A 24,094-nucleotide genomic window follows, 5' to 3' on the forward strand; every position below is an offset into this window, starting at 1 on the left:
GAGCTTCCTGTCGCGGCGCGGAACGGCGCCGGTGGCGCGCGAGCGCCTTCAGATCCTGCTGGCGCACGAGCGCACCGCCTTCGGCAACTCGGACCTCGTCGCGACCCTGCGCGAGGAGATCCTGGCGGTGATCGCCAAGCACGTCGCCATCGACCAGGACAAGGTCAAGATCACCATGGAGCGGGGCAATTCCGTCTCGACCCTGGAGATCGACGTCGAGCTGCCGAAGACGCTGCACCGCGCGGCCTGAGCCGCCGCGCGGCCGACGGCGGTCCACCGCACGGCGTCCGCCCCTTGCGCTCGCGGCCCGCCCGGCCAATCTCAGGCATTCCCCGGGCCGGACGGAGCATGCTTTGGCGGACGCCTTCCCCTTGCAGGACAAGCTGGCCCTGGTCACCGGGGCCGGCGGCGGGATCGGGGCCGCGCTCTCCGCGGGCCTCGCCCGGAGCGGCGCCCGCCTCGTCCTGATCGACCGCGATGCCGAGGGGCTCGCCCGCAGCGAGGCCGTCGTGCGGGCCCTCGGGCGCGAGGTGAGCGCCCACATCCTCGACCTCGCCGAGGCCGACGCCATCGCGGCCCTGCCCGCGGCGGTGGCCGCCCGGCACGGGCCGCTCGATCTCCTGGTCAACAATGCGGGCGTCGCGCTCGCCGGCCGCTTCGCCGATGTCGAGCTCGCCGATTTCGACTGGCTGATGGACGTGAACTTCCGCGCCGTGGTGCGGATGACCCATGCCTTCCTGCCCGTCCTCGAGGGCCGGCCGGCGGCGCAGATCGTCAACCTGTCGAGCCTCTACGGCATCGTCGCCCCGCCGGGCCAGACGGCCTATGCGGCGAGCAAGTTCGCGGTGCGCGGCTTCTCCGAGGCGCTGCGGCACGAATATGCCGGCACGAATCTCGGCGTCAGCGTGGTGCATCCCGGGGGCGTGGCCACGTCAATCGCCCGCAGCGCCCGGGCCGGACCGCGCCTCGATCCCGCCGAGGTCGCCCGGGGCAAGGACGCCGCCGAGCGCTTCCTGCGGCTCTCGCCCGAGGCGGCGGCGGCGCGCATCCTGCGCGGCATCGCCCGGCGCGAGCCCCGCATCGTCGTCGGCCGCGACGCCGCCCAGGTGGCGCTGATCCAGCGCCTGATGCCGGTGCGCTACTGGTCGCTTCTCGCCCGCGCCATGGAGCGAACCGCATGACGAGCCTGCGCGCCCACCTCTTCACCTGGATCATCCGCTGGCAGGTCCGGCCGAAGATCGCCCGGGCCGGCGGCGACGTCGCGGCGATCCGGCGAGTCATGAACCAGGGAAGCTTCCCCGATCGCCCCGGCATCGTCTTCCGCGACGGCGAGGTCGGCGGCGTCCCGGGCGAATGGGCCGAGCGCCCGGACCTCGCGCCGGACGCCCCGCGCCTGCTCTACCTGCATGGCGGCGGCTTCATCGCCTGCTCGCCCCGCACCCACCGGCCGTTCACCGGGGGCTTCGCCGCACGCGGCTTCCGGGTGTTCTGCCCCGATTACCGCCTCGCCCCCGAGCACCCGTTCCCGGCCGCCCTCGACGATGCCGCCGCCTGCTGGTCCGCCTTCGCGACGGCAGGCGCGGCGAGCGTCGCGGGCGATTCCGCCGGCGGCAACCTGGCGCTCGCCCTGATGCTGCGGGCGCGCCGGGACGGCCTGCCGCAACCGCAGGCCGCCGTGCTGTTCTCGCCCTCGACCGACATGCTCGGCCGCGGCGAGTCGATGCGGACGAATGCCCGCCGCGACGCGATGTTCGATCCCGCCAAGCTGCAGCACCTCGTCGACCTCTACCTCGCCGGGCACGACCCGGCCGACCCGCTCGTCTCGCCGCTCGAAGGCGACCCGGCGGGCCTGCCGCCGCTCCTGTTCCACGTCGGCGAGCGGGAGGTGCTGCGCGACGATTCCGTGCGCTTCGCCGAGAAGGCGAGGGCGGCGGGGGTCGATGCCACCGTGAAGACCTGGCCGGTGGTGCCGCATGTCTGGCAGCTCGCCCAGTCGTTCCTGCCGGAGGCGCGCCGCTCCCTGTCGGAGGCCGCCGCCTTTCTGAAGGCCCACGCCCGGGCGCCGGAGGCGGTGCGATGACGGACGCGCCCGCCCCGCCGACGGCGCCCGTCCCGCCGGCACCCTGGCCGGACAAGCCCCTCGACCTCCTGGTGATCGGGGCCGGCTTCTCCGGCCTCGCCATGGCGATCCGCGCCCGGCAATCGGGCATCGACGACCTCCTGGTGGTCGAGAAGGCGGACGGGGTCGGCGGCACCTGGCACGAGAACACCTATCCGGGCGCCGCCTGCGACATCCCGGCCCATCTCTACGCGCTCTCCTTCGCCCCGAAGCCCGACTGGAGCCGGACCTATGCCGGCCAGCCGGAGATCGCCGCCTACCTGCGCGACCTGGTCGACCGGTTCGACCTGGGGCGGCACCTGTCCCTCTCCACCGCCGTCACCGGCGCGGTCTGGGACGGGGCGCGGGCGCTGTGGCGGGTCGAGACCGATCGCGGCCCGCTCGAGGCCCGGGTGCTGGTCTCCGGCATGGGGGCGCTGCACCATCCGGCGCTGCCCGCGATCCCCGGCCTGCACACCTTTCTAGGATCGCTCTTCCACACCTCGGGCTGGGACCACGGCGTTGACCTGCGGGCCAGGCGCGTCGGGATCATCGGCACGGGGGCGAGCGCGATCCAGGTCGTGCCGGCGATCGCGCCAGAGGTCGGGCATCTCACCCTGTTCCAGCGCACGCCCCCCTGGGTGATGCCGCGCAACGACCGGCCGATCGGCCCGCGGATGCAGGCGCTGTTCCGCCGCCTGCCCGCCGCGCGCCGTGCCCTGCGCGAGGTCCAGTTCCGGGTGCGGGAGGCGCGGGCGGCGCTCGGCTTCATCCGGGTCTCGCGCCTCACCCGCCTCGCGGAAGCCGCGAGCCGGCACCACCTGCGCCGGCAGGTCGCCGATCCGGCCTTGCGCGCCCGGCTGACCCCGCCCTACCGCCTCGGCTGCAAGCGGGTGCTGATCTCGGACGATTTCTACCCGGCCCTGGCCCGGCCGAACGTGACGCTCGAGACCGATCCGATCCGAACCGTCACCCCGGACGGCGTGACGATGGCGGATGGCCGCCACCACCCCCTCGACGTGTTGGTGCTGGCCACCGGCTTCGATGTCACCGCGTCGCTCGCCCGGGTGCCGGTGGTCGGCCGCGACGGCCTGATCCTGGCGCGCGCCTGGGGCGAGCGGGTGGCGGCGCATCGCGGGGTCGCGCTCGCGGGCTTCCCCAACTTCTTCATGCTGCTCGGCCCCAATACGGGTCTCGGCCACAACTCCGTGGTGCTGATGATCGAGGCGCAGGTCGAGTACGTGCTCGCCTGCCTCGCCGAGATGCGGGCGCGCGACCTGTCGGCGATCGAGCCGACGCCCGAGGCGCAGGCGCGCGACCTCGCCGACCTCGAGGCGCGGCTCGCGGGGAGCATCTGGCAGCAAGGCGGCTGCGCCAGCTGGTACCAGGACGCCGCCGGCCGCAACGTCGCGCTCTGGCCCGGCACCGTCCTCGCCTACCAGCGGGCGATGCGGGTGCCGGACTGGAGCGAATTCGTCCTGACGCCGGCCCGGGGCCGGACCCGCGCCGCGCAAGAGTCGTGAATCGCATCGCTGCGCTGCGGCGATAGTGCTTTGCGCCCGTCACGGACGCATGCTATCGGCCGGTGCCAACTCAAGACAGGCATTGGCCGGGCAAATCGCCCGGCGCGACGCCGATTTCGCGGCCGGTCCAGGGGTGCCTCATGCCCGTGGACGCCGCACGCACCAGGAGTTGGTTCATGGCCCGCATCAGCACCGATACGATCATCGAGGGCCTGACCTTCGACGACGTCCTGCTCCGTCCCGCCGCATCCTCGGTGATGCCGGCCGAGGTGAATCTCGGCACGCGGCTCACCCGCACGATCAAGCTCAACATGCCGATCATCGCCTCGGCGATGGACACGGTGACCGAGGCCCGGATGGCCATCGCGATGGCGCAGAACGGCGGCCTCGGGGTGATCCACCGCAACCTCGAGCCGCCGGAGCAGGCCGAGCAGGTGCGGCTCGTCAAGAAGTACGAATCCGGCATGGTGCTCAACCCGATCACCATCCACCCGGACGAGACCCTGGCCGACGCCTACCTCCTGATGCGCCAGCACGGCATCTCGGGCATCCCGGTGGTCGAGCGCGGCCCCAACGGCTCGCGCGGCAAGCTCGCCGGCATCCTGACCAACCGCGACACGCGCTTCGCCACCGACCAGAGCCAGCCGGTCGCCGAGCTGATGACCCGCGACCGGCTGATCACCGTGCGCGAGGGCGTGACCCAGGACGAGGCCAAGCGCCTGCTGCACCAGTTCCGCATCGAGAAGCTGCTCGTCGTCGACGACCACTACCGCTGCATCGGGCTCATCACCGTCAAGGACATCGAGAAGCAGGTCGCCTACCCGAACGCGATCAAGGACGAGCAGGGCCGCCTGCGGGTCGCCGCCGCCACCACGACCGGCGACGGCGGGTTCGAGCGGGCCGAGCGCCTGATCGATGCCGGCTGCGACGTGATCGTGGTCGACACCGCCCACGGCCACTCGGCCAAGGTGCTGGAGAGCGTGCGCCGGGTGAAGACCCTGTCGAACGCCGTCCAGGTCATCGCCGGCAACGTCGCGACCCGCGAGGGCGCGAAGGCCCTGATCGATGCCGGCGCCGACGCGATCAAGGTCGGCATCGGCCCGGGCTCGATCTGCACCACCCGCATCGTCGCCGGCGTCGGCGTGCCCCAGCTCACCGCCATCATGGAGGCGGTCGAGGCCGGCAACGAGGCCGACGTGCCGGTGATCGCCGACGGCGGCATCAAGTATTCGGGCGACCTCGCCAAGGCGATCGCCGCCGGTGCCTCGGTGGCGATGCTCGGCTCGCTGCTCGCGGGCACCGACGAGGCCCCGGGCGAGGTGTTCCTGTACCAGGGCCGCTCGTACAAGAGCTATCGCGGCATGGGCTCGGTCGGCGCCATGGCGCGCGGCTCGGCCGACCGCTACTTCCAGGCCGAGGTCAGCGACACCCACAAGCTCGTGCCGGAGGGCATCGAGGGCCAGGTCCCCTACAAGGGCCCGGTCGCCGCGGTGCTGCACCAGCTCTCGGGCGGGCTTCGCGCCGCCATGGGCTATGTCGGCGCCCCGTCGATCCCCGAGATGCAGGAGAAGGCGCAGTTCATCCGCATCACCAATGCGGGCCTGCGCGAGAGCCACGTCCACGATGTGACGATCACCCGCGAGAGCCCGAACTATCCGGGGCGGGTATGACCGGCCTTCGACCGGACGCGACTCGATAAATATCAGTCGCGGGATCCCCTCTCCCGAGTGGGCAGGGCTGTCCTGGGAAAAGAAGGGGCGCGTCTCCCCTCTCCCGTGTGGGAGAGGGGCCGGGGGTGAGGGTGACACGCTTCCGTATGAATCACTGAGCGTGGTGCTGGTAGCGGCACGGTCAGAGGCGACTCAGAACCGTGCCACCCGCACCCCTAACCCCTCTCCCACACGGGAGAGGGGGACGCGCTCTGCTCGTCAGTATGCGCAGTGAGCTATTCAGGTGAACCACTGGCGGGCTCACCCCCCCTGCGCCCCTCCGGGCACCGGCCCCAGCCGCTTCGCCAGTCGCTCGATCCGCTCGGCGGTGCGCTGCACGGTCTCGGCCAGCCGCGCCTCGGCGCCCTCGCGCTCGGCGGTGCCGGCGTTGGCGGATTCCCGCAGGGCCGCAGTCTCGCGCTCCATCGCCTCCATCCGGCGCCGGGTCTCGGCGAGCTCGTCCGCGAGGGTGAGCGCCGCCATCACGTGCAGACGCATGTCGCCGATCTCGCCGAAGGCCTTGCGCATGTCGCCGATGCGGGCGTCGAAGCTCGCGGCCAGCCCTTCCAGGTGGCTCTCCTCGCCCTCGCCGCAGGCCATGCGGTAGGTCTTGCCGGCGATGGTGACCGTCACTTGAGGCATCGCCCCCTCCTCGCACGCTTGAAACGCCCGTCCAGGACACCGGGTCCCGGACGTCAGCCCTCGCCCCGCTCGCCGGTGCGGCCGAGCACGCCCTCGACGGAGCCGATGGCGCGGCCGAGGCGATGGTCGACCTCGTCGGTCACCGACTGCATCTCGGCGAGGCGGGCGGTCGCCCCGTCGAGCTCGGCGGCGAGCCGGGCCCGGTCGTCGCGCATGATCTCCAGCTCGGTCTCGAGATCGCCGTGGCTGCGCTCCGCGTCGAGCCGGCGCGCCACCGCGGATTCGAGCAGGGCCACCGAGGCTTCGAGACGGCGCAGCGCATCCTCCACCGCTGCGGTCATGCTCACCTCCGAATGAAACGCCGACTGGAAACGCGGGACTACGTGACCGAAACCCTAAAGGCCAGGGCCGTACCTCGCAATCGCCGGGCCGGGGCCGCCCCGGGCGGGAAGCCCGCGCTGGGGATAGCGGGGGCGGATCACGCGGCGGCCGCCACCTCCAGGCGGTTCCGCCCGCCCGCCTTGGCGCGGTAGAGCGCGCGGTCGGCGGCCGAGAGCAGGGACGACAGGTCGTCGAGGCCGGGCCGCGCCGCCGCGAGGCCGACGCTGACCGTCGCCGGGATGCCGGGGCCCTCGCCCTGCCGCCCCGCGCCCGCGAAGCGGCGGGCGATCTCCTCGCCGGTCCGCCGCGCCGCGGCGACGTCGCGCCCCGGCAGCAGGGCGGCGAATTCCTCGCCGCCGAGCCGGGCGACCAGGGCGTCGGGCCCGGCGATCCGGCGGGCGGTCTCGGCGAACAGCCGCAGCACCGCGTCGCCGGCGGCGTGGCCGTGGCGGTCGTTGATCGCCTTGAAGTGGTCGAGGTCGAAGGCGAGGAGCGCCGCCGGCCGGTCCGGCCCGCGGTCCCGCAGCAGCCGCTCGCCCTCCTCGAAGAAGCCGTGGCGGTTGGACAGCCCGGTGAGGTAGTCGGTGCGCGAGGCCGCGACCGCCTGGGCCTGCGCCTCCTCGCGCACCAGCGCGATCAGGCTCATCGGCATCGCGACCGAGTAGAGCACGCCCTCGTACATCGTGATCTTGCCGAAGACCGGCAGCAGCGCCTCGCCGTAGGCGGCGACGAGGAACGGCGTCAGGACCGCCCGCACCAGGTTGAACAGGCCGTGGCCGGCCGCGATCGCGATCACCACCGGGCGCGAGCGCAGGCCCCGGGCCGTGCGGCTGCGCCGGACGGCCAGAGCGGTGAGGCCGCAGGCCAGCACGATCGGCAGCGACGCGACGTAGTTCCAGAACGCCCCGGGGAAATGCACGCCGACCGTGGCCCACAGGAGCGCCAGGGCCGCCAGCACCGCCAGCGGACGGCGCAGCCGCGCCGGCCCGTCGAGGCTCGCCGCGCCGTGGAACACCAGCAGGTACCCCGCCACGATCAGCAGGTTGGCGAGCGCCGCGCCGCCGACGCCCGGCACCAGGGCCCGGTTCATCGCCACGACGAGGCCCGCCGCGAAGGACAGGTAGGCGCCGGCCCAGATCCCGAGAACGCGCGCCCGCGCCGGATGGGCCTGACGCTCCCACAAGGTCATCGCGACGGCGACGAGCAGCGTCCCGACGATCAGGGCGTAGAGGGTATGAAGATCGATCTGCATCGCTGTCGTCACCTGTACTCGACGACCTACCTGCGATCCGGCGTAAATTTGGTTACAGAACGGGCCGTCTCTCACCCGTCGTGCGGCATGGTTAAGTCGGGCCTGACCGGATCGTTACAGATGCCGAAGCCCGATCGCGCCGCCGATTCCGGGGCGGGAGACCGCCCGCGGGGCTCCGGAACGGGTTTTCCCCAAGCTGGGCCCTGAGTTTGACACGCCCCGGCGCCATGTTAGGAAGCCGGCGCCCCGCCAGGCGGCTGTCGCCGGCGGACAGACAGATACGAGCTGCCGTGACGCCTCCCGTGCCCCCCGCCAGCGCCGTCCCCGCCGGGACGGCCGGCGCGTCCGGGACCACGAGCGCAGCGCGATCCGGCGGCCCGGCCCGGCCCCGCCCGGTCATCCCCCACGCCCGTCGCCCCGGCGCCCGCCGCGCGGCCCGGCTCGCCGCGGGGCCCGGCCCCCGCGGCCCGATACCCCCCGATCACCCAGCCCTCAAGGGAGAGCACACATGACGGTCAAGGTCGCCATCAACGGCTTCGGACGCATCGGCCGCAACGTCCTGCGCGCCATCAAGGAGGCCGGCCGCACCGACATCGAGGTCGTGGCCATCAACGATCTCGGCCCGGTCGAGACCAACGCCCACCTGCTGCGCTTCGATTCGGTCCACGGCAAGTTCCCCGGCACCGTCTCGGTCGAGGGCGACCACATCGTGGTCGACGGCCAGCGCATCCGCGTCACCGCGATCAAGAACCCGGCCGAGCTGCCCCACCGCGAGCTCGGCGTCGACATCGCGATGGAATGCACCGGCATCTTCACCTCGAAGGACAAGGCGAAGCTCCACCTCGATGCCGGCGCCAAGCGCGTCCTCGTGTCCGCTCCTGCGGACGGCGCCGACCTCACGGTCGTCTACGGCGTGAACCACGACAAGCTTTCGGCCGACCACCTCGTGGTCTCCAACGCCTCGTGCACCACCAACTGCCTCGCCCCGGTCGCCAAGGTGCTCAACGACGCCGTCGGCATCGAGCGCGGCTTCATGACGACGATCCACTCCTACACCAACGACCAGCCGTCGCTGGACCAGATGCACAAGGACCTCTACCGGGCCCGCGCCGCGGCCCTGTCGATGATCCCGACCACGACCGGCGCCGCCAAGGCCGTCGGCCTGGTGCTGCCGGAGCTGAACGGCCGCCTCGACGGCACCTCGATCCGCGTGCCGACCCCGAACGTCTCGGTCGTCGACTTCAAGTTCAACTCGAAGCGCGCCACCTCGGTCGCCGAGATCAACGAGGCGATCAAGGCGGCGGCGAACGGCCCGCTCAAGGGCGTGCTCGGCTTCACCGAGGCCCCGAACGTCTCGATCGACTTCAACCACGATCCCCATTCCTCGACCTTCCACATCGACCAGACCAAGGTCATGGACGGCACCTTCGTGCGCGTGCTGACCTGGTACGACAACGAGTGGGGCTTCTCGAACCGCATGGCCGACACCGCCATCGCGATGGCGAAGCTGATCTGACGCCGATGACGGTCCGGCCTCCCCCGGGAGGCCGGACCGTCTCCCGGGCGGTCCCCCGGCGGGGCCGCCCTCGTCGACCTTCAAGATTCGCCCCGCAGGATTCGCCCCCGAGGATCCGCCGATGACCGACGCCGTGCCCTCCGCCCGCCCCGCGACCGCTCCCCTGCCGCAGGGCCAGATGGCCCCCGCGCAGGCCCTCCAAGGACAAGCCTCGCCCGCGCAAGCCGCACCCGCACAAGTCGCGCCCGTGCAGGTTTCTGCCGCGCCCGCGTCCCATGCGCCGACGCCCCCGCTGCCGAGCCAGGTCGCCGACCAGCTCGCCCGGATCGAGGACAAGGCCTCGCGGATCGAGGACAAGTACGCCCGCTCCGAGGCGCTGCTCGGCCGCGTCGAGGACCGGGTCGAGGCGGCCGGCGCCCGCATGAACGAGGCCGCCCGCCAGGCCGACCTCGCGGCCCTGCGCAACGAGGTCCGGGCCCTGTCCGAGCGCACCCGCGGCCTGCCCGGCCTCGGCGCCCTGATGCTCACCGCGCTCGTCACCGCCGTGCTGACGGTGGCTCTGACCCTGGTGGCGCAGCGCCTCAACCTCCAGGGCCTGATCCCGCTGCGCTGAGCCGGCGCCCGCCATCCCCGCCATTCCCGCTTGTAAGGTGCCCCCGCCGATGACCCGTTTCCGTACCCTCGACGATGCCGGCGACCTGAAGGGCAAGCGCGTCCTCGTGCGCGTCGATTTCAACGTGCCGATGGACCAGGGCCGCGTCACCGATTCCACCCGCATCCAGCGCGTGCTGCCGACGCTGCACGAGCTCGTCGAGGCCGGCGCCAGGATCGTCCTGCTCGCCCATTTCGGCCGCCCGAAGGGCAAGCCGGTCCCGGCCGAGTCCCTCCGCCCGATCGCCGAGGCGACCGCCAGGGAGCTCGGCCGCCCGGTCGCCTTCGCGGAGGATTGCGTCGGCGAGACGGCCGCCGCGGCGGTGGCGGCGCTCAAGGACGGCGACGTCCTGATGCTGGAGAACACCCGCTTCCACGCCGGCGAGGAGAAGAACGATCCCGCCTTCGTCGAGGCGCTCGCCGCGAACGGCGACGTCTACGTCAACGAGGCTTTTTCCGCCGCCCACCGGGCGCACGCCTCGACGGAAGGGCTCGCCCACGTCCTGCCGGCCTATGCCGGGCGCCTGATGCAGGCCGAACTCGACGCGCTGACCAAGGGCCTCGAGGCCCCGGCCCGGCCGGTGGTGGCGATCGTCGGCGGCTCCAAGGTCTCGACCAAGATCGACCTGCTCAAGAACCTCGTCGCCAAGGTCGACGCCCTGGTGATCGGCGGCGGCATGGCCAACACCTTCCTGCACGCGGCCGGCCTCGGCGTCGGCAAGTCGCTGTGCGAGCGCGATCTGGCCGGCACCGCGCAGGCGATCATCGAGGCGGCGCGGGAAAAGAACTGCGCCATCATCCTGCCGGTCGACGGCGTGGTGGCCGAGGAGTTCAAGGCCGGCGCCCCCCACCACACCTACGGGGTCGACGCGATTCCCGACACCGGCATGATCCTCGACATCGGCGGCCTGTCGGTCGACCGGATCGCGGCGGCGATCGACGACGCCAGGACCCTGGTGTGGAACGGCCCCGTCGGCGCCTTCGAGATCGCGCCCTTCGACCAGGGCACGGTGGCGGCGGCGCGCCACGCGGCCGCGCGCACCAAGGCCGGCAAGCTCGTCTCGGTGGCGGGCGGCGGCGACACGGTGGCGGCGCTCAACCATGCCGGCGTGTCGGGGGACTTCACCTACATCTCGACCGCCGGCGGCGCCTTCCTCGAATGGCTCGAGGGCAAGCCGCTCCCGGGCGTCGACGCCCTGCGCCAAAAAGCTTGAGGGTTCCGTTCAGGTCGGCGGGGTTAGGACGCCGACCTGCTCGTCCGCTATAATCCAGCAACATCGACAGTCTCGGAGGATTTCGACATGGCGCGCATCACGCTCAGGCAGCTCCTCGACCACGCCGCCGAGCACGGCTACGGGGTTCCGGCCTTCAACATCAACAACATGGAACAGGGCCTCGCCATCATGGCGGCGGCCGACGCCACCGATTCGCCGGTGATCCTGCAGGCGAGCCGCGGCGCCCGCGCCTATGCCAACGACGTCGTGCTGGCCAAGCTGATCGACGGCCTCGTCGAGATCTATCCCCACATCCCGGTCTGCATGCACCTGGATCACGGGAACAACGAGGCGACCTGCGCCACCGCGATCCAGTACGGCTTCACCTCGGTGATGATGGACGGGTCGCTGAAAAGCGACGGCAAGACCCCGGCGGACTACACCTACAACGTCGAGATCACCCGCAAGGTGACCGAGATGGCGCACTGGGCCGGCTGCTCGGTCGAGGGCGAGCTCGGCGTGCTCGGCTCGCTCGAGAGCGGCCAGGGCGAGGCCGAGGACGGCCACGGCGCCGAGGGCACCCTGTCGCACGACCAACTCCTGACCGACCCGGCGGAAGCCGAGAAGTTCGTCGCGGCCACCAAGGTCGACGCGCTCGCGGTCGCCATGGGCACCTCGCACGGCGCCTACAAGTTCACCCGCAAGCCCGACGGCGCGGTGCTGGCGATGAACGTGATCGAGGAGATCCACCGCCGCCTGCCCAACACCCACCTGGTGATGCACGGCTCCTCGTCGGTCCCGCAGGACCTGCAGGACATCATCAACCAATACGGCGGCGAGATGAAGCCGACCTGGGGCGTGCCGGTCGAGGAGATCCAGCGCGGCATCAAGCACGGCGTGCGCAAGATCAACATCGACACCGACAACCGGATGGCGATGACCGGCCAGATCCGCAAGATCCTGCAGGAGAACAAGGCCGAGTTCGACCCGCGCAAGTACCTGAAGCCGGCGATGGACGCGATGCAGAAGCTCTGCAAGCAGCGCTTCGAGGAGTTCGGCACCGCCGGTCACGCCGGCAAGATCCGCCCGGTCGCGCTGTCCGAGATGGCCAAGCGCTACGCCGCCGGCAAGCTCGACCCGTCGTTCGCCGCCCACAAGGCCGCCGCGGAGTAAGGGCGCGCCCGGCGCGGGCCGCCCGCGCCGCATCGCCGCCCCATTGACCATGCAGCAGGGCGGGCGGCCGAAGGGCCGTCCGCCCCATGCTTTTCGTGCCGGTGCGCGTGTTGCCCGTGCGTCTTCGTCCCCCTTCGCAGGCTCGACTGAACTCCCGATGGCCGAACCCCAGACCCGCCTGATCCTCCTCACGGCCCCCGAGGCCGGCCCGGACCTCGGCCAGCGCCTGGCGCGCGCGGTCGAGGCCGGCGACGTCGCCGCGGTGATCCTGCGCCTGCCGCCCGGCGACGAACGCGCGCTGGTCAACGCCGTCAAGGCGGTGGCGCCCGCGGTTCAGGAGGCCGGTGCGGCCCTGGTGCTCGCCGGGGGCGGGACCACCGACCTCGCCACCGTGGCCTCCCGCTCCGGCGCCGACGGCGTCCACGTGCCGGCGAATTACGGAGCGACGGACCTCGCGGAGGCGGATGGCCCCCCGGAGGCCGGCGACGCCGACGACGAGGAGGAGGCGGGCGAGAGCCCGCTGCGCTCCTTGCGCGATCGCCTGCGCGACGGCCGCATCCTGGGCGTCGGGCGCCTGCGCACCAAGCACGCCGCCATGGAGGCCGGCGAGGCCGGGGCGGATTACGTGCTGTTCGGCGACGAGGCGAAGCTCGGCCTCGACGACCTCGTGGCGCGGCTGACCTGGTGGGTCGAGATCTTCGAGACGCCCTGCATCGCGCTCGCCCGCGACCTCGCGGCGGTCCCGGACCTCGTCGCGACCGGGGCCGAGTTCATCGGCCTCGATCCCGCTCTGTGGGCGGGGGAGGGGGGCGAGGCCGCGGTGGCCGAGGCGCAGAGGATGATCCAGGATCATCGGCCGGCCGGGGAGGGGTGAGAATGCGGACGCTCCGCCTCGCGACGCTGGCACTCCTGCGGGCCTCGGGCCTGGCGGCGCTGGGGATATCGGGCCTCGCGGCCGGGCCGGCCGCGGCCAAGCCGACGCCCGCGGCGCCCGCACCCACGATCACCGCCCCCGCGCCGGCCCTGCCGGGCGTCCAGACCTTCGGCGCGCCGAACCAGACCCTGCCGGGCGCGATCTCGCTGCCGCCGGCGCCCTCGAAGGACCCGAAGGCCGACCTCGCCTACGGCGCCTACCAGCGCGGCTTCTACGTCACCGCGTTCCGGGAGGCGACGAAGCGGCTCGAGACCAACAAGACCGACTTTCCCGCCATGACCCTGCTGGCGGAGCTCTACAGCCAGGGCCTCGGCGTGCGCCAGGATCCGGCGCGGGCCGCCGAGTGGTACCGGCTCGCGGCCAATCTCGGCGATCCGCACGCCGCGGCGACCCTCGGCATGATGCAGATCGAGGGCCGCGGCGTGCCGAAGGACCAGGCGGCCGGCCGCGCCCTCCTGGAGAAGGCCGCGGCCCGGGCCGACGCGACCGCGAGCTACAACCTCGCCCTGATCCTGCTCGGCACCGGCGTGCCGGCGGACCTCGCCCGGGCCGCCGAGCTGCTGCGCCAGGCCGCCCACCAGGAGCTGGCCCCGGCCCAGCACGCGCTCGGCGTGCTCTACCTCCAGGGCCGTGGGCTGGCGAAGGACCCGGCCAAGGCGGCGGACTGGTTCCGCCGCGCCGCCGATAACGGCGACCTCGCCGGCGAGGTCGAGTACTCGATCCTGCTGTTCAACGGCGAGGGCGTCGCGAAGGACGAGGTCCGGGCTGCCCGCTACTTCCGCCACGCCGCCTTCCGGGGCAACGCGGTGGCGCAGAACCGCGTCGCCCGCCTCTACGCCAGCGGCCGCGGCGTCCCGAAGAACCTCGTCGAGGCCGCGGCCTGGGACCTGGCCGCGCGGGCGCAAGGGCTGTCCGACGCCTGGCTGACCCAGGCGGTGGCCGGGCTCGGCCCCGAGGAGAAGACCCGCGCCGAGCGGCTGGCGGCCGACCGGGCGGGGCCGTGAGCGGAGCCGGCGCATCAGCGCCGACGCCCGCTCGGGCTCGTCTCGCGCCTGCGAACGAGTTCGTTCAAAGGCGGGACTTTATGACGCCCTGCCAAGCTAAGTGCTCGCGACGGCTCCCGGCGACACCGCGTACGGCGTGCGACACCGACGGCTGAAGTGCGGGCAGGCGTATGCTTCGTGCGGGCTCGTGCCTTCTCCCGGGCGACTGCCGCGAGAATGGACGGAGCATTCGGGGGTGAGAGGGGCTTGCGACCGAGCTTGAATTTCGCGACCCTGAGCATTGCCCCAGTGTTACCGAGGCAACGCGATCGGATAGCGTGCTGCCCTGCCCCGATTGAGACTGAAGCCGGTATGCTTGTTTCGTCTCCGATCCACCCAGGAAGGCAGCTGGAGAAGCACCGCAAGCGCTGCTCCGGCCTTTGATTTTGGCGTATCTTCTACGATGAACCGGTATGCACGCCGTCGTAATGTGCTCTAGGATCACACCCGGTCTAGGACGTTTCGACGACCGAAGCGGTGTTGCTCTGACGAGATATTTAAATTAAATTCGATGCTGCGCTAGAGCGCAAAATTATTGACATAACAAGGAATTATGGCATATGACGATACCGGAACTTCTTGAGCAGCTTTGGAATTATTTTAAGGGAGACAAAATTGGCCGGATCGAAGTCGGAATAGTCACCGGATTATTCGGAGTTTTTGTTGCGAGCCTTTTTAAGAAGCGGAGGCTCAAGCTCGCCATACGACAAGAGCTTCAAATCATGATGGAATCTTACAATCAACAATTTAGCAATGCTAACAAGAAATATCTTATCGGAAAGATCACGACGGAGCCTACGTACAGAGTAATTATATTGACATCTCAAAAACGAACGGTCATCGGAAATCTGAATGACGACATATCGTATCTCAACAAGCGCACTATCGAAAATCTAATACATTTTAACGATCTTGCCGAGTTGGTCGACGATGCCATCAGGGTAATAAGAGACGATATTTTTTCGTCCCTTACCACCGAGAGGAAAATTAGCTTGTTGAACTCAGTTTTTGGCCATCTTCCAGAACTTCAGTCGCATTACGAAAAGCTAATGGAAGATCTTTAGCTGAGCTTGATGATCTCGGTCGATGCGATCATGGGGCCTCCACAGAGTGCACGTTGGAATGTGCCAACGACATGATTTCTAGCATAATATGGTGCGCCTTCCAACTTTGCCAACCGGTGGAGGCGCGTTTGTCCCGACGAAATGCCCGCCACGTCCGGTGAGCTTGACTTCACGGAGAAGCTCGACCTTCCCGAGACGGATCTGCGGCAAGCGCATGACCTGCGGGTCGTGAGGCGGATAGGCACATCAGCACCGTGAGCCGAGGCGCGATGCAGGGGGCAGCCACTCTTTCGTAGCGCTTTCGGCCGGGCGCCACGCTCCTCCGGGGCTGGTCGCCGGCATCGGCCGCCGGCCTGCGCGCCTGAGCCTGCGCTCGGAACAGAACAGATGCGAGCTACCGGAGGAGCCCGGCCCTCGCGCGCCGGTCGCCCTCTTCGCCCCACACGGCCCGAGCGAGGCCGCACGAATGACCGCGAGTTCGCCCACGACGCCCCGTGACCGAACAAGATCCTGAGCGGGCGAACTATCCGCCCGCGAGGTAATGCTGCTTGCGGTGCTGCGGGTCGCGCCGAAGGACGTTGCCGCTCGAGATGCGGCCGGTCGCGCCTGCGGCTCCCTCAGGACGACATCGACCGGTCGGCCTCTTCCTCGCCGAAGCCGAGCTCGTCGAACACCGCCGAGGCGGCGCGGAACATCGCCTGCATGGAGGGCAGGTCGCGGATCTGCGGGCTCGCGGTGCGCTGCAGGTCGAGGATGCCGGCGGCGAGGCGCAGCACCTGGATCTCGGCCCTGGCGGCCTGCGAGAGATCGGTCGACGACGGGGGGACGTGGAAAGCGGGCGCCATGGTGCGTGCCTGATGGGGTGCTGAGCGGGTCTGGGGTGGGGTCGGCCCGCGGCGGGCGCGGGTTCGGGCGGGACGGGATGCGCCGAGGGTCACGGCCGGTGTCCCTCCTCGGCGGCGATCATGTCCGACGGCGGGTAGGTGCGGCCGACATGGCCGAGCGCCAGCCGGATCAGGTCGAGGGCGACCGGGTCCTCGCACGCGGCGGCGTGCCGGTAGGCCTCGATCAGGTGCTCGGCGAGGAGGTCGGCCGGGGCGCGCATCCCGCCCGGCGGCCGCACGGTGCGGGAGACGGCCTGACGGGAGCCCTGGCGGGCCGCCTCGCGGGATTCCTGGTTAGAACCCTGGCGCGAGCCCTGGCGGGCGATCCGGGTGAAGAGGCGGGTGCCGTCGTGATGGGACATCGCGTGCGACCTCAGGCTGCCAGGCCGCGTCCGGCCCGGTCTCGGTCCGGCGGCGGGGTCGGGGTGCGGGGACGGGCCAGGACGGAGGCGACGATGCCGTAGGCCGCGCGGGTCTCCGCCAGGGCCTCCTCGGTCGTCGCGACCGTGACGGCGCAGAGCGAGGCGCCCGCATAGGCGACCGGCAGGCCGAGCGGCCGCGGGCGCCAGCCGAACTCGGCCATCTGGGGGATCCAGTAGGTCTCGACGACGACGGTGAGCCGCGGGATGCCGTGTTCGAGGCAGTGCTCGATCAGGCCCGCCGCCACGATCCCGGCCGCCCGCGACAACGGCCGCTCCTCGCGGTAGCGCGACGAGGCGAAGAACCGGGTGCATTCCCACGCCCCCGGGCCGCGATCGATGCCGCGGACCTCGGCGAGGTGCGGGAAGATCTCGCTCAGGAGCGTCGGCCGGTCGGCCGGCAGGAGCCGCGTGCCGCCCGCCACCCGGCCGTCGCCGTCGATGGCGAGGAGGTAGAGCGTGGCCTCGGTGTCGAACCGGTCGCGCCCGGCGGCGTCGACGGCCCGCAGCGCCCGGCAGCGGCTCTCCTCGAAGGCGGTGCGGCGCAGGGCGTGGTGCTGCGCCAGCGCGTCCGCGTAGGTGCCACGGCGCGCCGGGTCGATGACGTGGAGGCGGATCATGCGCTGACGTCCCTCGGTCCGGCCCCATAAGGCCAGAGGACGGCGCCGGCCGGTATCCCCGAAAACCGGTAGAGCGAGTGCGACTTTGCGAAAAAAACGCCCGCGGGCGCCGGCTAGAGGGTGATCTCGCGCAGGCGCAGGGCCTCGATCACCGTGTGGGTGGTGTTGCGGGTGCCAATCTTGCTGCGGGCGTTGCGCAGGTGGGTCGAGACGGTCTCGATCGAGACGCCGAGGAGGTCGGCGGTCTCCTCGCGGGTGCGCCCCTGGGCGGCGAAGGACAGGACGTCGCGCTCGCGTGCGCTCAGGAGCCGGCCGGCGGGCTTGGGCCGCTGCTGGGTCGTGCGGGCCGCCGCCGACCAGGCGTAGAGCCCGAGCAGGTGGACGGCGCGGCGCACCCGGGGCGGCAGGTCGATCCGCTCGCCGGCCATCGAAATCCCGCCCTGGAAGCCGTGGGCATCGTGGATCGGCACGCAGTAGCCGGCGCCCATGCCGTGCTCGCGCGCCTCCTCCATCACCCGGCGGGTCTGCGGGGTCGCCTCCGGATCGTCGGTCACCTCGCTCCAGGCGAAGGGCTCGGTGGTGCGCAGGCAGTGCCGCACCACCGGATCGTGGCGGTAATGGCCGACCTGATCGTAGTGCGACAGCCATCCCTCCGGCCAGACGCTGAGCAGCAGGTTCGGGCCGATCCGCTCGCCGGGCTGCGGCAGCCGGGTGATCGCGAAGTAGGAGAAGCCGCAGCGGGCGACGAGATCGAAAATCGTCTTCTGCACGTCGAGAGGGTCCGACAGGCCGTCGAGGCCGTCGATCAGGTCGAACGATTGACGAATGAACGCATCATCGGCGTTCGCCATGACCCGACCCCTGAACCCCGCTCTGAACCCCGCGCCGTCCTCGTGCGACGCGGACCCGCCCGTGACCCGATTGCCCGCCACCGTTGAATACTTTTAGAATCCCGCCAGCAAAGATCAATCGCCGCAGCGCCGCGGGCCGCGCGCGCGGCGTTGCCTCTGGACCCGTTCCGCACTATCGGGAGCCTGAAAGAAGCCCTCCGCTGTCGAAGGTCTGGCCGATGAAAGCGCGCGTCACCGTTACCCTGAAGACCGGCGTCCTCGACCCTCAGGGCAAGGCGATCGAAGGCGCGCTGCGCTCGCTCGGCATCACCGGCATCGCTGGCGTGCGCCAGGGCAAGTTCTTCGAGGTCGAGGTCGACGCCGCCGACGAGGCCGCCGCCGAGGCGACCGTCAAGGCGGCCTGCGACCGGCTGCTCGCCAACACCGTGGTCGAGAACTACCGCGTCGAGATCGCCCGATGAAGGCCGCCGTCGTCGTCTTCCCGGGCTCGAACCGCGAGCGGGACGTCGCCCGGGCCCTGCGCCTCTCCGGCGCCGAGGTGACCATCGTCTGGCACACCGAGACCGAACTTCCCGCCGGCACCGACCTCGCGGTCCTGCCCGGCGGCTTCTCCTACGGCGACTACCTGCGCTGCGGCGCCATCGCCGGGCGGGCCCACGCCATGGACGCGGTGCGGGCGCACGCCGCCCGGGGCGGCCTGGTGCTCGGCATCTGCAACGGCTTCCAGATCCTGTGCGAGTCCGGCCTCCTGCCGGGCGTGCTGATGCGCAACGTCAACCGCCGCTTCATCTGCCACCGGCAGACCCTGCGGGTCGAGCGCACCGACACCGCCTTCACCCGGGCCTATGCCCGGCACCAGGTGATCGACGTCTGCGTCGCCCACGGCGAGGGCAACTACTTCGCCGATCCTGAGACGCTGGCGCGGATCGAGGGCGAGGGCCGGGTCGCCTTCCGCTACTGCGACGCGGCCGGCGGGCTCACGGTCGAGGCCAACCGCAACGGCTCGCTCAACGCGATCGCCGGCATCTACTCCGAGGCCCGCAACGTGCTCGGGCTGATGCCGCACCCGGAGAACTTCGTCGAGGGCCTCGTCGGCGGCACCGACGGGCGCGGCCTGTTCGAGAGCCTGGCCAAGGCGGCCTGAGGGCAGCCGACGCGACGTGAGGACGACGGGAGGCGGGCCTGGCGGCCCGCCTTTCTCGTCAGTGCCCCTCGAACTCGATCAGGGTGCGCACCGGCAGGTCGAGGGCGCGCAGGCGGTCGGCGCCGCCGAGCTCCGGCAGGTCGATGACGAAGCAGGCCGCCACCACCTCGGCGCCGATCCGGCGCAGCAGCTCCACCGCCGCCGTGGCGGTGCCGCCGGTGGCGATCAGGTCGTCGACGAGGATCACCCGGTCGCCGGGCTTCACCGCGTCGGAGTGGATCTCCATCTCGTCGGTGCCGTATTCGAGCGCGTAGGCGATCGAGACCGTGGTGTGGGGCAGCTTGCCCTTCTTGCGGATCGGCACGAAGCCCGAGGAGAGCTGGTGGGCGATCGCGCCGCCCAGGATGAAGCCCCGCGCCTCGATGCCGGCGACCTGGTCGATCCGGCCGCCCGCGAAGGGATGCACCAGCTCGTCCACCGCGCGCCGGAAGGCGCGGGCGTCGCCGAGCAGGGTGGTGATGTCGCGAAACACGATGCCGGGCTTCGGGTAGTCCGGGATCGAGCGGATCGCGTCCTTGAGGGCGGACAGGGTGCGCGGGTCCACGGTGCTGCGGTCCATGGGGAAGACCTTCGGATTGGAGGATGGGGCGGGGCGGGAACCCGGACCGGCGGGTCCCGGCCCGGGCGGGCGCGTCAGCCGCCGACCTTGCGCAGGATGGCGACCAGCTCGCGCTGCAGCACCTCGTTGCCGCAGGCGACCGAGCGCGCGGTCATCGGGTCGGCGCCGCCGTCGGCGCTGCCGGCGAAGCCCCCGGCCTCGCGCACCAGGAGCAGGCCCGCCGCCATGTCCCAGGTCTGGAGGTCGCGCTCCCAGTAGAGGTCGGCCCGGCCGCTGGCGACCGCCGCGAGGTCGAGGGCGGCCGACCCGGTCTGGCGCACGCCGCCGGTCACCGCCATCACGGCGGCGAGCTCCTTGAGCAGGCGCGGATGGCTGCCGCGGCCGAGATAGGGCGAGCCGTAGAGCGCGAGGCTGTCGGCGAGATCCTGCCGGCCGGCGACCCGCAGGCGCTTGTTGTTGAGGAAGGCGCCCTTGCCGCGCTCGGCGATGTAGAGCTCGTCCTTGATCGGCTCGTAGATCACCGCGGCGACGATCGTGCCCTCGCGCTCGAGGCCGACCGAGATGCAGAAATGCGGCACGCCGTGCAGGAAGTTGGTGGTGCCGTCGAGAGGATCGACGTGCCAGGTATGGGTCTTGTCCTGGCCCTCGATGACCCCGCTCTCCTCCATGACGAGGCCGTAGCCCGGCCGCGCCTTCATCAGCGCCTCGCGCAGGGTCGCCTCGGCCTTGCGGTCGGCGGCGGTGACGAAGTCGCCAGGGCCCTTTCGCGAGACCTGCAGGTTCTCGATCTCGCCGAAGTCGCGCTTGAGCCCGCGCGCCGCCTTGCGCACGGCGTCGATCATCACGGTCATCAGGGGAGAGACGATCATCGGACGGCGGCTCCCGGGTTGCGGGTCGGGGTCATGGCGGATCCTGGGGTGGCGGGCGCGGGCGCCCTGCATGACGGGAAGGAAAGGACGGGCGGCTCGCGCCGTGCCGGCGCGGGCAGCCCCACTGATGGTTGCCTCTAAGCCGCATCGCGCGGCGTGTCACATCGGTTCGCGCAAGAAAATGCGCCGCCGGGGTCGCGGGGCCGGATCATGGCCCGCGCCCGCTCTCCCCGCGCAGGGTCCGCACCAGCGCCTCGGCGTCGCCGCCCTGGAGCAGCGGCACCAGGGCCCGCACCCGCTCCGGCGGCAGGTCCCACCAGGCGGTCTCGACGAGCGCCGCGGCGATCTCGGGCGGGAAGCGATGCCGGATCACCCGGGCCGGGTTGCCGGCGACGACGGCGTAAGGCGGCACGTCCCGGGTCACGACCGCGTGCGCCGCGACCACGGCCCCGGGGCCGACCGTGACTCCCGACAGGATCAGGCAGCCCGAGCCGAGCCAGACGTCGGCGCCGATCGCCACGTCGCCGCGGGTCGCGTGATAATCCTCCGGCGCGTCGAGGTCCGGCCACAGGCCCCTCATCGCGGCGAACGGGTAGGTCGACACCCAGTCGATGCGGTGATTGCCGCCCAGCAGGATCTCGACCTTGTCGGCGATCGAACAATAGGGGCCGATCGACAGCCGAGCGCCGGATTCCGGGAAGCGGACCTTCGGCCTGCCGTAGGAGTAATGTCCGATCCGGAAGCCGTAACGGGCCGCAAGCTTGGCGAGATGCCGGCGGGTCTCGTTGTGAGGGTTGCGCCCCTGCCGCAGGCGGTGCAGGAAACCCCTCACCCGCGGGCATCCTCGTGATGGGCGGGCGGGATGGCGGGCCCGACCTTGCGGGCGATCCGGGGAGACAGCGCGGTGAGCAGCAACATTTCGGACGATCTGAAGAGCGGCGCGCTGTTCTACCACCGCAATCCGCGGCCCGGGAAGCTGGAGATCCAGCCGACGAAGCCGCTCGGCAACCAGCGCGACCTCGCGCTCGCCTACTCGCCCGGCGTGGCCGCCGCCTGCGAGGCGATCGTCGCCGACCCGGAGGAGGCCGCGAGCCTGACGGCGCGCCAGAACCTCGTCGCGGTGGTCTCGAACGGCACCGCGGTGCTCGGCCTCGGCGACATCGGGCCGCTCGCCTCCAAGCCCGTGATGGAGGGCAAGGCGGTCCTGTTCAAGAAGTTCGCCGGCATCGACGTCTTCGACATTGAGCTCGCCGAGAAGAACGTCGACAAGCTCGTCGACGTGGTGGCAGCGCTCGAGCCGACCTTCGGCGGCATCAACCTCGAGGACATCAAGGCGCCGGAATGCTTCGAGGTCGAGGAGCGCTGCCGGGCCCGGATGAACATCCCGGTCTTCCACGACGACCAGCACGGCACCGCGATCATCGTCGCGGCCGCCGTCCTCAACGGCCTCGAATTCGCCGGCAAGCGGATCTCTGACGTCAAGATCGTGACGTCGGGCGCCGGCGCCGCCGCGCTCGCCTGCCTCAACCAGCTCGTGTCGCTCGGCGCGCGGCGCGAGAACATCTTCGTCACCGACATCGAGGGCGTGGTCTACAAGGGCCGTGAGACGCTCATGGACCGCTGGAAGTCGGTCTACGCCCAGGACACCCAGGCTCGCACCCTCGCCGAGGTGATCCCCGGCGCCGACGTCTTCCTCGGCCTCTCGGCCGGCGGCGTCCTGAAACCCGAGATGCTCGAGCGGATGGCCGAGAAGCCGCTGATCATGGCGCTCGCCAACCCCTATCCGGAGATCATGCCGAACCTCGCCGAGGAGAAGCGGCCGGATGCGATGATCTGTACCGGGCGGTCGGACTTCCCGAACCAGGTCAACAACGTCCTGTGCTTCCCCTACATCTTCCGGGGCGCGCTCGACGTCGGCGCGACCACGATCAACGAGGAGATGAAGGCGGCGGCCGTCAAGGCGATCGCCGGGCTCGCCCGCGAGACCCCGTCCGACGTCGTCGCCCGCGCCTATGGCGGCGAGGCGCGGCCCTTCGGCCCGCACTCGCTGATCCCGTCCCCGTTCGACCCGCGGCTCATCCTGCGCATCGCGCCGGCCGTCGCCAAGGCCGCGATGGAATCCGGCGTCGCCAAGCGGCCGCTGCCGGACGTGCAGGCCTATGCCGAGTCCCTCGACCGGTTCGTCCACCGCTCCGGCTTCATCATGAAGCCGGTCTTCACCAAGGCGAAGGAGGATCCCCGCCGGGTCGTCTACGCCGAGGGCGAGGACGAGCGGGTGCTGCGCGCCGTGCAGGCGATCGTCGAGGAGGGGCTGGCCAAGCCCATCCTGATCGGCCGCCCGTCGGTCATCGAGACCCGCCTGAAGCGCTTCGGCCTCGCGATCCAGCCCGGCCGCGACTTCGAGCTGATCAACCCCGACGACGATCCGCGCTACCGCACCTACGTCCAGACCTACATGGACCTCGCCGGCCGCCGCGGCATCACGCCCGACGCCGCCCGCACGCTCGTGCGCACCAACAACGCGGTGATCGGTGCGCTCGCCGTCCGCCGCGGCGAGGCCGACGCGCTGATCTGCGGCCTCGAAGGGCGCTTCGAGAGCAAGCTGCGGGTGATCCGCGACATCATCGGGCTCGCGCCCGGCGCCCGCGACTTCGCGGCGCTCAGCCTCATCGTCACCTCGAAGGGCGCCTACTTCCTGGCCGACACCCACGTGCGGCCCGATCCGAGCGCCGAGGAGATCGCCGACGTCGCCATCGCCTGCGGCGACACCGCCCGTCGCTTCGGCCTGTCGCCGAAGATCGCGCTCGTCAGCCACGCCGATTTCGGCTCGTTCGACACGGCGTCCGCCCGCAAGATGCGCCAGGCCCTGGCGCTGCTGCGCGAGCGTGCCCCCGACCTCGAGGTCGACGGCGAGATGGCCGCCGACACCGCCCTGTCGCAGGCAATCCGCGACAAGGTGCTGCCCGGCTCGCGCCTCAAGGGCGAGGCCAACGTGCTGATCATGCCGAACCTGGATGCGGCCAACATCGCTTTCCAGTTCTCGAAGACGCTGGCCGACGCGCTGCCGGTGGGACCGCTGCTGCTCGGGCCGGCGCAGCCTGCGCACATCCTCACGCCGTCGGTGACGGCGCGGGGCATCGTCAACATCACGGCGGCGGCCGTGGTCGAGGCGCAGGGGAGCGAGGGCGTGACGGTCGAGGCGGATAGCACCGCGGAGGTGGGGACGCCGTTGGTTTCGGCGTAGGCGGAATTGGGGCGGCCCGGCGCAGTGATCGCCGGGCCGTTATATTCCGTCGGGGCATCATCATCTTGACCGTGTGAGTCTGCCCCCGACCCTTCCCGGACATTCGATGGGTCCGTTCGAGCCGCCGCATGGCTTCGGCTGTTGCAGCGCCTGCCGCCCAGGGACCGCCGCCCTGCCGGTACAGCTCTGATTTTAACCGTTAAAAAGTATCACGGAATTTAACGCACGTTAAAGCCAGATAGGT

25 protein-coding genes are annotated in these 24,094 nt (G+C 71.2%); 15 read left to right on the plus strand and 10 right to left on the minus strand.

The features are described 5' to 3' along the window. Window positions 1-7: 7 nt before the first annotated feature. The 5 genes from minE to guaB all read left to right on the plus strand — a co-directional run bounded on the left by minE (window position 8) and on the right by guaB (window position 5,291). Window positions 8-250 carry a cell division topological specificity factor MinE gene (gene minE, locus A5481_RS27480; RefSeq protein ID WP_064504434.1) on the plus strand — a complete coding sequence of 81 codons (243 nt, stop codon included), beginning with the start codon at window positions 8-10 and terminating at the stop codon, window positions 248-250. A gap of 103 nt (window positions 251-353) precedes the next feature. Beyond that, window positions 354-1,181 carry an SDR family NAD(P)-dependent oxidoreductase gene (locus tag A5481_RS27485; RefSeq protein WP_048436218.1) on the plus strand — a complete coding sequence of 276 codons (828 nt, stop codon included), beginning with the start codon at window positions 354-356 and terminating at the stop codon, window positions 1,179-1,181. Next, the gene (locus A5481_RS27490; RefSeq protein ID WP_048436219.1) at window positions 1,178-2,080 is read left to right on the plus strand and encodes an alpha/beta hydrolase; all 903 of its coding nucleotides are present in this window, start codon (window positions 1,178-1,180) and stop codon (window positions 2,078-2,080) included. Before A5481_RS27485 ends, A5481_RS27490 begins: the two co-directional genes overlap by 4 nt. Continuing rightward, window positions 2,077-3,621, plus strand: coding sequence for a flavin-containing monooxygenase (locus A5481_RS27495; protein ID WP_048436220.1), 1,545 nt, complete (start codon window positions 2,077-2,079; stop codon window positions 3,619-3,621). Before A5481_RS27490 ends, A5481_RS27495 begins: the two co-directional genes overlap by 4 nt. Window positions 3,622-3,797: 176 nt before the next feature. Beyond that, entirely contained in the window at window positions 3,798-5,291 is a 1,494-nt protein-coding gene (gene guaB / locus A5481_RS27500; RefSeq protein WP_048436221.1) for an IMP dehydrogenase, read from the plus strand. 300 nt (window positions 5,292-5,591) lie between these two features. On the opposite strand, the gene A5481_RS27505 is transcribed toward guaB, so the two are convergent. The 3 genes from A5481_RS27505 to A5481_RS27515 form a co-directional block, all read right to left on the minus strand. After that, window positions 5,592-5,972 carry a cell division protein ZapA gene (locus A5481_RS27505; protein WP_048436222.1) on the minus strand — a complete coding sequence of 127 codons (381 nt, stop codon included), beginning with the start codon at window positions 5,970-5,972 and terminating at the stop codon, window positions 5,592-5,594. A 53-nt stretch (window positions 5,973-6,025) separates the two neighbouring features. Continuing rightward, on the minus strand, window positions 6,026-6,313 hold the full coding sequence (locus A5481_RS27510; protein ID WP_048436223.1) for a DUF4164 domain-containing protein: 288 nt from the start codon (window positions 6,311-6,313) through the stop codon (window positions 6,026-6,028). A gap of 137 nt (window positions 6,314-6,450) precedes the next feature. Then, complete coding sequence (locus A5481_RS27515) at window positions 6,451-7,605, minus strand: GGDEF domain-containing protein (protein WP_064504432.1); 1,155 nt, start codon at window positions 7,603-7,605, stop codon at window positions 6,451-6,453. Between the two features lie 508 nt (window positions 7,606-8,113). Between A5481_RS27515 and gap the strand changes: the two genes are divergently transcribed. The 7 genes from gap (at window position 8,114) to A5481_RS34270 (ending at window position 15,200) form a co-directional block, all read left to right on the plus strand. Next, a complete protein-coding gene (gap, locus tag A5481_RS27520; RefSeq protein WP_048435968.1) occupies window positions 8,114-9,121 on the plus strand; it encodes a type I glyceraldehyde-3-phosphate dehydrogenase in 1,008 nt (335 codons plus the stop codon). A gap of 121 nt (window positions 9,122-9,242) precedes the next feature. After that, complete coding sequence (locus tag A5481_RS27525) at window positions 9,243-9,734, plus strand: hypothetical protein (RefSeq protein WP_048435969.1); 492 nt, start codon at window positions 9,243-9,245, stop codon at window positions 9,732-9,734. A 49-nt stretch (window positions 9,735-9,783) separates the two neighbouring features. Then, window positions 9,784-10,986, plus strand: a complete 1,203-nt coding sequence (locus A5481_RS27530) for a phosphoglycerate kinase (protein WP_048435970.1) — start codon at window positions 9,784-9,786, stop codon at window positions 10,984-10,986. Window positions 10,987-11,073: 87 nt separating this feature from the next. Next, window positions 11,074-12,159, plus strand: a complete 1,086-nt coding sequence (fba, locus tag A5481_RS27535; protein WP_048435971.1) for a class II fructose-bisphosphate aldolase — start codon at window positions 11,074-11,076, stop codon at window positions 12,157-12,159. 157 nt (window positions 12,160-12,316) lie between these two features. Then, entirely contained in the window at window positions 12,317-13,033 is a 717-nt protein-coding gene (locus tag A5481_RS27540) for a thiamine phosphate synthase (protein WP_048435972.1), read from the plus strand. Window positions 13,034-13,035: 2 nt separating this feature from the next. Continuing rightward, entirely contained in the window at window positions 13,036-14,097 is a 1,062-nt protein-coding gene (locus tag A5481_RS27545) for a tetratricopeptide repeat protein (RefSeq protein ID WP_082173348.1), read from the plus strand. A gap of 599 nt (window positions 14,098-14,696) precedes the next feature. After that, window positions 14,697-15,200, plus strand: a complete 504-nt coding sequence (locus A5481_RS34270) for a hypothetical protein (RefSeq protein ID WP_156312004.1) — start codon at window positions 14,697-14,699, stop codon at window positions 15,198-15,200. A gap of 617 nt (window positions 15,201-15,817) precedes the next feature. Here the strand turns inward: A5481_RS34270 and A5481_RS27550 are convergent. The 4 genes from A5481_RS27550 to A5481_RS27565 form a co-directional block, all read right to left on the minus strand. After that, window positions 15,818-16,045, minus strand: a complete 228-nt coding sequence (locus A5481_RS27550) for a hypothetical protein (protein ID WP_048435973.1) — start codon at window positions 16,043-16,045, stop codon at window positions 15,818-15,820. Between the two features lie 89 nt (window positions 16,046-16,134). Then, window positions 16,135-16,446: a hypothetical protein gene (locus tag A5481_RS27555; protein ID WP_064504433.1), complete on the minus strand. Its 312-nt coding sequence runs from the start codon at window positions 16,444-16,446 to the stop codon at window positions 16,135-16,137. 11 nt (window positions 16,447-16,457) lie between these two features. Beyond that, window positions 16,458-17,123: an acyl-homoserine-lactone synthase gene (locus A5481_RS27560; protein WP_053082214.1), complete on the minus strand. Its 666-nt coding sequence runs from the start codon at window positions 17,121-17,123 to the stop codon at window positions 16,458-16,460. Between the two features lie 113 nt (window positions 17,124-17,236). After that, window positions 17,237-17,974: a helix-turn-helix transcriptional regulator gene (locus tag A5481_RS27565; RefSeq protein ID WP_053082213.1), complete on the minus strand. Its 738-nt coding sequence runs from the start codon at window positions 17,972-17,974 to the stop codon at window positions 17,237-17,239. A gap of 218 nt (window positions 17,975-18,192) precedes the next feature. Between A5481_RS27565 and purS the strand changes: the two genes are divergently transcribed. Both purS and purQ read left to right on the plus strand, forming a co-directional pair. Continuing rightward, entirely contained in the window at window positions 18,193-18,435 is a 243-nt protein-coding gene (gene purS, locus A5481_RS27570) for a phosphoribosylformylglycinamidine synthase subunit PurS (protein WP_048431902.1), read from the plus strand. Next, window positions 18,432-19,118 (plus strand): phosphoribosylformylglycinamidine synthase subunit PurQ, encoded by a 687-nt coding sequence (gene purQ / locus A5481_RS27575; protein WP_048431901.1) that lies wholly within the window; start codon window positions 18,432-18,434, stop codon window positions 19,116-19,118. The genes purS and purQ overlap by 4 nt, the downstream gene beginning before the upstream one ends. Before the next feature lie 58 nt (window positions 19,119-19,176). Here the strand turns inward: purQ and A5481_RS27580 are convergent, their stop codons facing one another. The 3 genes from A5481_RS27580 to A5481_RS27590 form a co-directional block, all read right to left on the minus strand. Then, window positions 19,177-19,737 (minus strand): adenine phosphoribosyltransferase, encoded by a 561-nt coding sequence (locus tag A5481_RS27580; protein ID WP_156311691.1) that lies wholly within the window; start codon window positions 19,735-19,737, stop codon window positions 19,177-19,179. A gap of 74 nt (window positions 19,738-19,811) precedes the next feature. After that, window positions 19,812-20,606 (minus strand): inositol monophosphatase family protein, encoded by a 795-nt coding sequence (locus tag A5481_RS27585; protein ID WP_048431900.1) that lies wholly within the window; start codon window positions 20,604-20,606, stop codon window positions 19,812-19,814. Window positions 20,607-20,814: 208 nt separating this feature from the next. Further along, window positions 20,815-21,426 (minus strand): CatB-related O-acetyltransferase, encoded by a 612-nt coding sequence (locus tag A5481_RS27590; protein WP_048431908.1) that lies wholly within the window; start codon window positions 21,424-21,426, stop codon window positions 20,815-20,817. A gap of 84 nt (window positions 21,427-21,510) precedes the next feature. Between A5481_RS27590 and A5481_RS27595 the strand changes: the two genes are divergently transcribed. After that, on the plus strand, window positions 21,511-23,850 hold the full coding sequence (locus tag A5481_RS27595) for an NADP-dependent malic enzyme (protein WP_048431907.1): 2,340 nt from the start codon (window positions 21,511-21,513) through the stop codon (window positions 23,848-23,850). The last annotated feature ends 244 nt before the right edge of the window (window positions 23,851-24,094 follow it).

Source organism: Methylobacterium platani (assembly GCF_001653715.1).
Lineage (GTDB): Bacteria > Pseudomonadota > Alphaproteobacteria > Rhizobiales > Beijerinckiaceae > Methylobacterium > Methylobacterium platani.

What these genes read in the sequence shown, in the direction of transcription:
- A5481_RS27530 (WP_048435970.1), top strand. Translation starts at nt 9,784, where the DNA reads ATGACCCGTTTCCGTACCCTCGACGATGCCGGCGACCTGAAGGGCAAG.
- A5481_RS34270 (WP_156312004.1), top strand. Translation starts at nt 14,697, where the DNA reads ATGACGATACCGGAACTTCTTGAGCAGCTTTGGAATTATTTTAAGGGA.
- A5481_RS27565 (WP_053082213.1), bottom strand. Translation starts at nt 17,974, where the DNA reads ATGGCGAACGCCGATGATGCGTTCATTCGTCAATCGTTCGACCTGATC.
- A5481_RS27490 (WP_048436219.1), top strand. Translation starts at nt 1,178, where the DNA reads ATGACGAGCCTGCGCGCCCACCTCTTCACCTGGATCATCCGCTGGCAG.
- purS (WP_048431902.1), top strand. Translation starts at nt 18,193, where the DNA reads ATGAAAGCGCGCGTCACCGTTACCCTGAAGACCGGCGTCCTCGACCCT.
- purQ (WP_048431901.1), top strand. Translation starts at nt 18,432, where the DNA reads ATGAAGGCCGCCGTCGTCGTCTTCCCGGGCTCGAACCGCGAGCGGGAC.
- A5481_RS27515 (WP_064504432.1), bottom strand. Translation starts at nt 7,605, where the DNA reads ATGCAGATCGATCTTCATACCCTCTACGCCCTGATCGTCGGGACGCTG.
- A5481_RS27495 (WP_048436220.1), top strand. Translation starts at nt 2,077, where the DNA reads ATGACGGACGCGCCCGCCCCGCCGACGGCGCCCGTCCCGCCGGCACCC.
- A5481_RS27560 (WP_053082214.1), bottom strand. Translation starts at nt 17,123, where the DNA reads ATGATCCGCCTCCACGTCATCGACCCGGCGCGCCGTGGCACCTACGCG.
- A5481_RS27585 (WP_048431900.1), bottom strand. Translation starts at nt 20,606, where the DNA reads ATGATCGTCTCTCCCCTGATGACCGTGATGATCGACGCCGTGCGCAAG.
- gap (WP_048435968.1), top strand. Translation starts at nt 8,114, where the DNA reads ATGACGGTCAAGGTCGCCATCAACGGCTTCGGACGCATCGGCCGCAAC.
- fba (WP_048435971.1), top strand. Translation starts at nt 11,074, where the DNA reads ATGGCGCGCATCACGCTCAGGCAGCTCCTCGACCACGCCGCCGAGCAC.
- A5481_RS27510 (WP_048436223.1), bottom strand. Translation starts at nt 6,313, where the DNA reads ATGACCGCAGCGGTGGAGGATGCGCTGCGCCGTCTCGAAGCCTCGGTG.
- A5481_RS27550 (WP_048435973.1), bottom strand. Translation starts at nt 16,045, where the DNA reads ATGGCGCCCGCTTTCCACGTCCCCCCGTCGTCGACCGATCTCTCGCAG.
- A5481_RS27525 (WP_048435969.1), top strand. Translation starts at nt 9,243, where the DNA reads ATGACCGACGCCGTGCCCTCCGCCCGCCCCGCGACCGCTCCCCTGCCG.
- guaB (WP_048436221.1), top strand. Translation starts at nt 3,798, where the DNA reads ATGGCCCGCATCAGCACCGATACGATCATCGAGGGCCTGACCTTCGAC.
- A5481_RS27505 (WP_048436222.1), bottom strand. Translation starts at nt 5,972, where the DNA reads ATGCCTCAAGTGACGGTCACCATCGCCGGCAAGACCTACCGCATGGCC.
- A5481_RS27540 (WP_048435972.1), top strand. Translation starts at nt 12,317, where the DNA reads ATGGCCGAACCCCAGACCCGCCTGATCCTCCTCACGGCCCCCGAGGCC.
- A5481_RS27545 (WP_082173348.1), top strand. Translation starts at nt 13,036, where the DNA reads ATGCGGACGCTCCGCCTCGCGACGCTGGCACTCCTGCGGGCCTCGGGC.
- A5481_RS27555 (WP_064504433.1), bottom strand. Translation starts at nt 16,446, where the DNA reads ATGTCCCATCACGACGGCACCCGCCTCTTCACCCGGATCGCCCGCCAG.
- A5481_RS27580 (WP_156311691.1), bottom strand. Translation starts at nt 19,737, where the DNA reads ATGGACCGCAGCACCGTGGACCCGCGCACCCTGTCCGCCCTCAAGGAC.